We start from the raw sequence: 9269 nt of genomic DNA on the forward strand, positions 1-9269 counted from the left end.
AACGGTGCGGGACCCGTCGTCGTCTCCGGACGTCCGCACCATGTGGCGGTGCGGCCGGGCGGGCCCGGCGCCGGAGCGGTGCGGTGCGGGCCGCGCGCGGACCGTGCACCGGGACGTCGGTGGCATGACGGACAATGGGGGTGTGGTCCTCTACCGAGACGAAGCGATCGTCCTGCGCGCCCAGAAGCTGGGCGAGGCGGACCGCATCGTCACCCTGCTCACGCGCGAGAACGGCAAGGTCCGGGCCGTGGGCAAGGGCGTGCGCCGCACGTCCTCGCGCTTCGGGGCGCGGCTCGAGCCGTTCATGTTCGTCGACGTCCAGCTCCACGTGGGCAGGTCGCTCGACGTCGTGACGCAGGCGGAGACCGTGGGGCCCTATGCGCGCGCGATCTGCGAGGACTACGGCCTGTACACGGCGGGGGCCGCGATGCTGGAGACGGCCGAGCGGCTCGTCGAGGCCGAGAAGGAGCCCGCGGTCCAGCAGTTCTGGCTGCTGGCGGGTGCCCTGCGGTCGCTCGCGGGGCACGCGCACGCACCGGGCCTCGTGCTCGACTCCTACCTGCTGCGCGCCCTCGCGGTCGCCGGGTGGGCGCCGAGCTTCACCGACTGCTCGCGCTGCGGCGAGCCCGGACCGCACCGGTCGTTCGCGGTGGCCCTGGGCGGGGCGGTCTGCTCGCGGTGCAGGCCGCCGGGGTCGACGTCCCCGGCCCCCGAGACCTTCTCCCTGCTCGCGGCGCTGCTCGCGGGCGAGTGGGACGTGGCGGACGCGTCGGACGTGCGCCACCGCAAGGAAGCCAGCGGCCTCGTGGCCGCCTACAGCCAATATCACCTGGAGAGAACGTTGCGATCACTGCGGATGGTGGAACGAGACGACGCGGGTACCCCGCGGGCCGGGGGAGAGGCCTGATGGGGCGACCGATCCAACCGCCTCCGCCGCACCCGTCGGGCGCGACGGCGCCGAACATCCCGGCGCGGTTCGTGCCGAACCACGTCGCGATCGTCATGGACGGCAACGGCCGGTGGGCCAACGAGCGCGGGCTCCCGCGCACCGAGGGCCACAAGGCGGGCGAGGCCGCGCTGCTCGACGTCGTGGCGGGTGCGATCGAGATCGGCGTCAAGCACGTCTCGGCGTACGCGTTCTCGACCGAGAACTGGAAGCGATCGCCCGAGGAGGTCCGCTTCCTCATGCAGTTCAACCGGGACGTGATCCGCCGTCGCCGCGACGAGATGAGCAGCTGGGGTGTGCGCATGCGCTGGGCGGGGCGCCGTCCGCGCCTGTGGGGCTCGGTCATCAAGGAGCTCGAGGACGCCGAGCGGCTCACCAGGGAGAACGACACGTGCACCCTGACGATGTGCGTGAACTACGGCGGGCGTGCGGAGATCGCGGACGCGGCGCAGGCGATCGCCCAGGAGGTCGCGGCGGGCCGGCTCGACCCGAAGAAGGTCTCCGAGAAGACGGTCGCGAAGTACCTCGACGAGCCGGACCTGCCGGACGTGGACCTGTTCCTGCGGTCCTCGGGCGAGCAGCGCACGTCGAACTTCATGATCTGGCAGGCCGCGTACGCCGAGATGGTCTTCCTGCCCGAGCACTGGCCCGACGTCGACCGGCGCAGCCTGTGGCGTGCCGTCGAGGAGTACGCGAGCCGAGACCGGCGCTACGGCGGGGCGATCGACCGGTCGACCGAGTCCGCCGACATCCCCTGACGTCCGTTCACGACGAGGTGGAGGGCCGATGTCGAGGGGGAGGCCTCCGAGCCTCTCTCCCGGCACCAGCCCTCTCCCTCGACGCGCGGGCCCGGACGCCCTGCACGTGTCGGTGCCTCTCGCTAACCTGCCGGGTATGACTCTTTCGATCGGTATGGTCACGGTGGACTCGACCGACCCGCGCCCGCTGGCGCAGTGGTGGGCCCGGCAGACGGGCGGGAAGGTGATCGACGAGGCCGACGGCTGGTTCCTCGAGGTCGTCCCCGCGCAGGAGGGCAAGGGTCCCGTCCTGGGGTTCCAGAAGGTCGAGGACCCGACGCCCGGCAAGAACAAGATCCACCTCGACGCGTCGGCCGCGGACCGCACGGCGGAGGTCGCGCGTCTGCTGGCCGACGGTGCCTCGCTGGTCGCCGAGCACACGATCCCCGGCTACCGGTGGTCGGTGCTCGCGGACCCGCAGGGCAACCAGTTCTGCGTGGGCGAGCCCGACGAGAGCGCGACCGAGATCTCCTGAGAGCGTCAGTCGCGCTCGGTGTCGGCGGCCGAGGCCGATGGGGGCGGGGAGCCGGCCTGCCTGCGTACCACGGGGTCCGTGAGGCTCGGGGCCTCCTCGGGTGCGTCGAGCAGGAGGTCCGCCACGTCGCCGAAGGGGTTGCTCCCGCTCGCCCGGGGTGACGTGCCCGTCGCCTCGGGCGCGGCCGGCGCGGTGTCGCTGCCCGACGGCGTCGCGAGGGTCGCGGTGTCCTCGTCGCGCTGCGCGGCACGGGTGCGGCGACGCCGCGAGGCGACGACGATCCACGCCACGAGCCCGACCACGAGCAGCACGAGCACGGCCAGGCCGACGGGGCTGCCGGCCGCGAGCAGCACAGCCGTGTTGAACGCCGCGATCCCGATCGTCGTCCAGATGGCGGCCCAGATGGCGCACCCCGGGAGCAGGGCCGCGAGGTAGCGAGGGAGCCGCATGCGCGTGTATCCCGCGGTCAGGTTGATGACGGTCTGGACCCCGACCGTGAAGAACGACAGCGTGACCGCGACGGGACCCCACCTGTTGATCGTGGCGATCGCCCGCTGAGCGCGCTCACCCTCGAGGCGTCGCGCCCACCGGGTGTTGCCCGTGCCGCGGGCCACGCCGCGACCGACCCAGTACGTGGCCTGCGCGCGGACGAACACGATCGCGAAGGCCGCGGCGTAGATGACCCAGTAGGGGACGCCGTCGATCGTGAAGATCCCGGTCGACCCGTCGGCGGCCGCGACGACCTCTTGCGCGAGGTGCGGCGCGGAGGCGAGCGACGCCGTCGGGCCGAGGAGCGAGACGGTCACGACGTCTGCTTCGCGCGGCACGCCTCGCACGTGCCGAACAGCTCGATCGTGTGCTGGATGTCCGTGAAACCGTGGACGGCGCCCACCTGGGAGGCCCAGGTCTCGACGGTCGGGCCGTCGATCTCGACCGCCTTGCCGCACGAGCGGCACACCAGGTGGTGGTGGTGCTCGGAGCGCTCGCACTTGCGGTACAGGCTCTCGCCGTCCTCGGTGCGCAGGACGTCGACGTCGCCGCCGTCGGCCATGGTCTGCAGGGTGCGGTAGACCGTCGCCAGACCCACGGCATCGCCGCGAGCGCGCAGCAGCTCGTGGAGCTGTTGCGCGCTGCGGAAGTCGGGCAGGTCCTCCAGGGCCTCGGAGACCGCTGCCCGTTGACGGGTCATGCGCTGCATCGCTCGCCACCTTCCACGTGGACGTCGTCGGGGATGTCGGGGTGCGGGTCGTGCGCCGTGCGCGGCCTGCGCCGCACGAGCACGGGTCGCAGGACCGCCACGACCGCGTAGAGGGCGATCGCCAGGACGACGATCGTGGCCCCCGGGGACAGAGTCTGCCAGTACGTGACGGACAGCCCGACCACGCACACCACGACGCCGATCACCATGGCCAGCGCCATGGTCCGCCGGAACGAGATCGTGACGAGCTGGGCGATCGCGACGGGCACGATCATGAGGGCGCTCACGAGCAGCAGCCCGACGACGCGCATGGCCACGGTCACGGTCAGGGCCGCGATGACGGCGATCGCGATGTTGAGCACCCGCACGGGCAGGCCCGAGGCCCGCGAGAACTCCTCGTCGTAGCTCACGGCGAACAGCGCGGCACGCAGCCCCATGCCGACCGCGAGGATGAGCACGCCCAGGATCAGGGTCAGCCACAGGTCGGTCGGGGAGACGCTCGAGATCGAGCCGAACAGGTACTGCATGAGGTTGCCCGAGCTGCCCCCGGCGACGCCGATGAGCAGGACGCCGCCCGCGATGCCGCCGTAGAACATCAGCGCCAGGGCGAGGTCGCCGCTCGTGCGGCCGCGCTCACGCACGATCTCGATGACGACCGAGCCGATCACGGCCGCGACGACCGCGCCCGGGATGGCGAGGGCGTCGTTCGGGACGATGCCCATGGCGCCGCCGACGAGCCAGCCCAGGGCGACCCCGGTGAGGGCCACGTGCCCGATCCCGTCGCCCAGGAGCGAGAGCTTGCGCTGCACGAGGTAGGTCCCCATGACCGGCGCGGTCACGCCGACCAGCACGGCCGCGATCAGCGCGCGCTGCATGAAGGGGTCGGTGAGCATCCCGACCAGCTCGTCGAGGGCGTTCACGAGGCGGCTCCACGGTCGATGCGGGCGGGGGTCGGGGTGTGGCGCGTGAGCGGCGCGTCCGTCAGTCCCATGTCGGTTCCCGGGGCCGCGCCGTGCTCGGCGTCGTCCCCGTGCGGGTGCAGGTGCTCGTGGTCGGGCCCGGCGTGCGCGGCCGTGGCGTGCGGCGGTTCGCCGTCGTGCACCACGAGGCCGTGGCGCAGGACCACGCACCGCTGGATGAGGGGCGCGAGCGCGCCCAGCTCGTGCAGGACGACCAGGACCGTCATGCCACCGTGCGTGAGCTCGGTGAGCGTCGCGGCGAACGCCTCCTGGCTGGGTTGGTCGACGCCCGCGACGGGCTCGTCGAGGATCAGCAGCTCGGGGCTCCGCGCCAGCGCGCGGGCGATGAGCACCCGCTGCTGCTGGCCACCCGAGAGCTCGTGCACGGCGCTCTGCGCCCGGTCGGCGAGGCCCACGCGATCGAGGGCCTCGCGTGCCGTGGCGCGCCAGCCGCGCGGCAGGCGGATGCGCCGGCCGTGCAGCAGCCCCGAGGCGACGACCTCCTCGGCCGTCGACGGGACGCCCGTCTGCGCAGAGACGCGCTGCGGCACGTAGCCCAGGTGCGCCCAGGGGACCCGAGGGCCCAGGTCGGAGCCGAGGAGCCGGACGTGGCCCGCCGCGAGCGGGACGATGCCCACGAGGGACTTCACGAGCGTCGACTTGCCCGAGCCGTTCGCGCCGAGCAGCGCGACGACCTCGCCGCGCTCGACCGTGAGGTCGACCCCGCGCAGGATGTCGCTGCTGCCGAGGCGTACGTGCACGCCGCGAGCCTCGATCGCGGGAGGCCCCGCGGAGGGAGCCGGGGGGAGGTCCGGAGACGTCAGGGGTGAGGTGCTCATGCGCAGGTCAGGCCGGTGCGCAGCGCCTCCAGGTTGGTCCGCATGACGCCAAGGTAGTCGGTCCCGTCCTTGCTCAGGCCCTCGAGCGGGTCGAGCACCGCGGCCTGGACGCCGACGTCCTGCGCGAGGGTCTGGGTCACCTTGGGGCTCGTGAGGGTCTCGAAGAAGATCGTGGTCACGCCGTGGTCGCGGATGATGTCGGCGACCTCGCGCAGCCGGGCCGGAGAGGGCTCCGCTTCGGGGTCGATCCCCGTGATCCCGACCTGCTCGAGCCCGTACCGCTCGGCGAGGTATCCGAACGCCTCGTGCGACGTGACGAGGTAGGGGGTGGCGCAGCTCGCGAGACCGGTCTCGTACTCGGTGTCGAGCGCGGTGAGGTCTGCTGTGAGGGCCTCCAGGTTGGCCGCGTACTCGTCGGCACCGTCGGGGTCGACCGTGGTCAGCTCGGCGGCGACCTGCTCGGCGACCGGGACCAGGCGGACGGGGTCGAGCCAGAAGTGCGGGTCGAGGCCGCCTTCCGACGAGTGGTCGTGCCCGTCGTCCGCGTGGCTGTCGTCCGCGTGGTCGTCGTGCGTGGCGTGCTCGTCCTCGGCCGGGGTGCTCTCGGCCGCGGTCGACTCGCCCGGGTGCTCCTCGAGGCCCGCGGCCTCGGTCGCGTCGACGAGGTGCGTCGGGTTGCGGGCCTCGACGGCCTCGTCGACCGCGGCCTGGAAGCCGGACTGGTAGACCACGAGGTCGGCCGTGCCGATCGAGCGGGCCTGGGCGGGGGAGAGCTCGAGGTCGTGGGGTTCTGCGGCGGGCGGCGTGAGGTTGGAGACCGAGACCCGGTCGCCGCCCACACGCTCGGCGACGAACTGCAGGGGGTAGAACGAGGCGAGCACGTCGACCGAGCCGTTGGCACCTTCCGCGCCGCCCGTCCCGCCGCCCGTGGCACCCCCGGATCCGCACGCCGCCAGGGTGAGGGTCGCCGCGAGGGCGACGGACGTGGCGAGGGCAGCACGGGAGCGGAGAAGTCGGCGGGGCATGGCACCTATCGTCACTGATATTGATAACGAATGTCAACAACGGTCGGTGTGGCCTGACCGACACACCCGCCAGGGCGAGCCGCAGGCCCGACGGCGCCGCTCGCCGTCGGGCCTGCGCCGCGCCCCCCGCGCTCTCCCCGCCGGGAAAGACCGAGTAACCTGGGACGTTGGTGCCCGCGGCCCGTCCGCCTCGTCGAGACGACCCGGGGTGCCGGCGTCCCGCAACGTCCCGCACGAAGCCACGTGCGGGGTACGCACGATCTTCATGGAGTGATCAACTGTGGCCACTGCGCCTTCTCGACTCGATGCCGTCGTCTCCCTCGCCAAGCGGCGCGGGTTCGTCTTCCCCTCGGGCGAGATCTACGGCGGTACCCGGTCCGCCTGGGACTACGGGCCCCTCGGTACCGAGCTCAAGGAGAACATCAAGAAGCAGTGGTGGCGCACCATGGTCACGAGCCGTGACGACGTGGTGGGCCTCGACTCCTCCGTGATCCTCCCGCGCGAGGTCTGGGTCGCCTCGGGCCACGTCGGCGTCTTCACCGACCCGCTCACCGAGTGCCTCTCGTGCCACAAGCGGTTCCGCGAGGACCAGATGATCGAGGAGTTCGAGGAGAAGAAGGGCCGCGCCCCCGAGGGCGGCCTCGCCGAGATCGCGTGCCCCAACTGCGGCACGCGCGGCCAGTGGACCGAGCCCCGCGACTTCAACATGATGCTCAAGACGTACCTCGGCCCGGTCGAGGACGAGTCCGGGATGCACTACCTGCGCCCCGAGACCGCGCAGGGCATCTTCGTGAACTTCCAGAACGTCGTGGGCGCGGCCCGCAAGAAGCCGCCGTTCGGCATCGGCCAGATCGGCAAGTCGTTCCGCAACGAGATCACGCCGGGCAACTTCATCTTCCGCACGCGCGAGTTCGAGCAGATGGAGATGGAGTTCTTCGTCGAGCCCGGGACGGACGAGGAGTGGCACCAGTACTGGATCGACCTGCGCACCAACTGGTACGTCGACCTCGGCATCGACCGCGACAACCTGCGTCTCTACGAGCACCCCAAGGAGAAGCTGTCGCACTACTCGACCCGCACGGTCGACATCGAGTACCGCTTCGGCTTCAAGGGCTCGGAGTGGGGCGAGCTCGAGGGCGTCGCGAACCGCACCGACTTCGACCTCAAGACGCACTCCGAGCACTCCGGCAAGGACCTCACCTACCGTGACCCGGTCACGAACGAGAAGTACGTGCCGTACGTCATCGAGCCGGCCGCGGGCCTTACGCGTTCGCTCATGGCCTTCCTCGTCGAGTCGTACCACGAGGAGGAGGCGCCCAACGCGAAGGGCGGCACCGACGTCCGCACGGTGCTCCGGCTCGACCCGCGCCTCGCACCCGTCAAGGCCGCCGTGCTGCCGCTCAGCCGCAACGAGCAGCTCTCGCCCAAGGCGCGCGACCTGGCCGCCGAGCTGCGCAAGTTCTGGAACGTCGACTTCGACGACGCCGGGGCGATCGGCCGCCGCTACCGTCGCCAGGACGAGATCGGCACGCCGTTCTGCATCACGGTCGACTTCGACACGCTCGACGACCAGGCCGTGACGATCCGTCACCGCGACACCATGGCCCAGGAGCGCGTCGCGCTCGACCAGGTCACCGCGTACCTCGGCGCACGCCTCCTCGGCGCCTAGCACGCCGCCCTCCGGGGCCGGAGAAGGGCCGTCGTCCACCGGTGGACGACGGCCCTTTTCCACCTGCCCGGGGTTGGTGGGAGAATGGGCCGGTGACCCTCCCCACCCTTTCCGACGCCACGCGCGCGCCCGAGACCCCGGCGCCCGCAACCGGACACGTGCTGCCGCCCCTGCGGATCGGGCCCCACGTCGTCGACACCCCCGTCGTCCTCGCCCCCATGGCGGGCGTGACCAACGCGGCCTTCCGTCGGCTCTGCCGCGAGCACGGCGCCGGCCTGTACGTCGCCGAGATGGTGACCAGCCGGGCGCTCGTCGAGCGCAACGAGGAGTCGCTGCGCATCGTCACGTTCGAGGAGGACGAGAAGACCCGCTCGGCCCAGGTCTACGGCGTGGACCCCGCGACGGTCGGCGCCGCCGTCAAGATCATCGCGGGCGAGGACCGTGCGGACCACGTCGACCTCAACTTCGGCTGCCCCGTGCCCAAGGTCACGCGCAAGGGCGGCGGCTCGGCGCTGCCGTGGAAGAGGGACCTGTTCACCTCGATCGTGCGCGCCGCGGTCAAGGCCGCCGAGCCGTACGGCGTGCCCGTCACGATCAAGATGCGCAAGGGCATCGACGACGACCACCTGACGTACCTCGAGGCCGGGCTCATCGCCCAGCGCGAGGGCGTCGCGGCCGTGGCCCTGCACGCGCGGACCGCCGCCGACTACTACAGCGGCACCGCCGACTGGTCGGCCATCGCACGCCTCAAGGAGACCGTGACCGAGATCCCGGTCCTCGGCAACGGCGACATCTGGTCGGCCGAGGACGCCGTGCGCATGGTGCGGGAGACGGGATGCGACGGCGTCGTCGTCGGGCGCGGGTGCCAGGGGCGACCCTGGCTCTTCGCGGACCTGGCCGCGGCGTTCTCCGGCTCGACGGAACGCGTGACGCCCGGGCTCCGCGAGGTGGCCGAGACCATCTACCGCCACGGCGAGCTCATGATCGAGTACTTCGGCGGCGACGAGGGCAAGGGCATGCGCGACCTGCGCAAGCACATGGCCTGGTACCTCAAGGGGTACGCGGTCGGCGGCGAGGCTCGTCAGGGGCTCGCGATGATCTCGACGCTCGACGAGCTGCGCGGCAGGCTCGACGCGCTCGACCTCGACCAGCCCTACCCGGGAGAGGCTGCCGAGGGGCAGCGCGGACGCGCCGGCTCGCCCAAGAAGCCCCACCTGCCCTACGGGTGGCTCGACTCGCGCGAGCTCTCCGAGGAGTTCGAGGAGAAGCTGCGTGAGGCCGAGCTGAGCGTCTCCGGGGGCTGAGGCCCGTACGACGACGGCCCGGTGCCGGAGGAGGTCCTCCGGCACCGGGCCGTCGGC

10 protein-coding genes are annotated in these 9269 nt (G+C 72.1%); 5 read left to right on the top strand and 5 right to left on the bottom strand.

Annotated features, from left to right (window positions below):
* The first annotated feature begins 142 nt into the window (after nucleotides 1-142).
* The 3 genes from recO (at nucleotide 143) to ACFVQ3_RS01330 (ending at nucleotide 2218) form a co-directional block, all read left to right on the top strand.
* Nucleotides 143-907 carry a DNA repair protein RecO gene (gene recO, locus ACFVQ3_RS01320; protein ID WP_387634100.1) on the top strand — a complete coding sequence of 255 codons (765 nt, stop codon included), beginning with the start codon at nucleotides 143-145 and terminating at the stop codon, nucleotides 905-907.
* Entirely contained in the window at nucleotides 907-1704 is a 798-nt protein-coding gene (locus ACFVQ3_RS01325; protein WP_387634102.1) for an isoprenyl transferase, read from the top strand. Before recO ends, ACFVQ3_RS01325 begins: the two co-directional genes overlap by 1 nt.
* A gap of 136 nt (nucleotides 1705-1840) precedes the next feature.
* The gene (locus ACFVQ3_RS01330) at nucleotides 1841-2218 is read left to right on the top strand and encodes a VOC family protein (RefSeq protein WP_387634104.1); all 378 of its coding nucleotides are present in this window, start codon (nucleotides 1841-1843) and stop codon (nucleotides 2216-2218) included.
* Nucleotides 2219-2223: 5 nt separating this feature from the next.
* On the opposite strand, the gene ACFVQ3_RS01335 is transcribed toward ACFVQ3_RS01330, so the two are convergent.
* From ACFVQ3_RS01335 to ACFVQ3_RS01355, 5 genes are read right to left on the bottom strand one after another with little or no spacing between them, the layout of a single operon-like run.
* Nucleotides 2224-3024, bottom strand: coding sequence for a DedA family protein (locus tag ACFVQ3_RS01335; protein ID WP_387634106.1), 801 nt, complete (start codon nucleotides 3022-3024; stop codon nucleotides 2224-2226).
* A complete protein-coding gene (locus tag ACFVQ3_RS01340; RefSeq protein WP_387634108.1) occupies nucleotides 3021-3416 on the bottom strand; it encodes a Fur family transcriptional regulator in 396 nt (131 codons plus the stop codon). The genes ACFVQ3_RS01335 and ACFVQ3_RS01340 overlap by 4 nt, the downstream gene beginning before the upstream one ends.
* Nucleotides 3404-4309: a metal ABC transporter permease gene (locus ACFVQ3_RS01345; protein ID WP_387634142.1), complete on the bottom strand. Its 906-nt coding sequence runs from the start codon at nucleotides 4307-4309 to the stop codon at nucleotides 3404-3406. The genes ACFVQ3_RS01340 and ACFVQ3_RS01345 overlap by 13 nt, the downstream gene beginning before the upstream one ends.
* Nucleotides 4310-4332: 23 nt before the next feature.
* Nucleotides 4333-5214 (bottom strand): metal ABC transporter ATP-binding protein, encoded by an 882-nt coding sequence (locus ACFVQ3_RS01350; RefSeq protein ID WP_387634110.1) that lies wholly within the window; start codon nucleotides 5212-5214, stop codon nucleotides 4333-4335.
* Nucleotides 5211-6239 (bottom strand): metal ABC transporter substrate-binding protein, encoded by a 1029-nt coding sequence (locus ACFVQ3_RS01355; RefSeq protein WP_387634112.1) that lies wholly within the window; start codon nucleotides 6237-6239, stop codon nucleotides 5211-5213. Before ACFVQ3_RS01355 ends, ACFVQ3_RS01350 begins: the two co-directional genes overlap by 4 nt.
* A 280-nt stretch (nucleotides 6240-6519) precedes the next feature.
* Between ACFVQ3_RS01355 and ACFVQ3_RS01360 the strand changes: the two genes are divergently transcribed.
* Complete coding sequence (locus ACFVQ3_RS01360; protein ID WP_191788994.1) at nucleotides 6520-7908, top strand: glycine--tRNA ligase; 1389 nt, start codon at nucleotides 6520-6522, stop codon at nucleotides 7906-7908.
* Nucleotides 7909-8000: 92 nt separating this feature from the next.
* Nucleotides 8001-9212, top strand: coding sequence for a tRNA dihydrouridine synthase DusB (dusB, locus tag ACFVQ3_RS01365; protein WP_387634115.1), 1212 nt, complete (start codon nucleotides 8001-8003; stop codon nucleotides 9210-9212).
* The last annotated feature ends 57 nt before the right edge of the window (nucleotides 9213-9269 follow it).

The sequence above is a fragment of the Oerskovia sp. NPDC057915 genome (assembly GCF_042887685.1).
Lineage (GTDB): Bacteria > Actinomycetota > Actinomycetes > Actinomycetales > Cellulomonadaceae > Oerskovia.

Excerpts from the sequence above, each read along its gene's own strand:
- ACFVQ3_RS01355 (WP_387634112.1), bottom strand. The coding sequence starts at position 6,239 with ATGCCCCGCCGACTTCTCCGCTCCCGTGCTGCCCTCGCCACGTCCGTC.
- ACFVQ3_RS01350 (WP_387634110.1), bottom strand. The coding sequence starts at position 5,214 with ATGAGCACCTCACCCCTGACGTCTCCGGACCTCCCCCCGGCTCCCTCC.
- ACFVQ3_RS01345 (WP_387634142.1), bottom strand. The coding sequence starts at position 4,309 with ATGCTCACCGACCCCTTCATGCAGCGCGCGCTGATCGCGGCCGTGCTG.
- ACFVQ3_RS01330 (WP_387634104.1), top strand. The coding sequence starts at position 1,841 with ATGACTCTTTCGATCGGTATGGTCACGGTGGACTCGACCGACCCGCGC.
- ACFVQ3_RS01325 (WP_387634102.1), top strand. The coding sequence starts at position 907 with ATGGGGCGACCGATCCAACCGCCTCCGCCGCACCCGTCGGGCGCGACG.
- ACFVQ3_RS01340 (WP_387634108.1), bottom strand. The coding sequence starts at position 3,416 with ATGCAGCGCATGACCCGTCAACGGGCAGCGGTCTCCGAGGCCCTGGAG.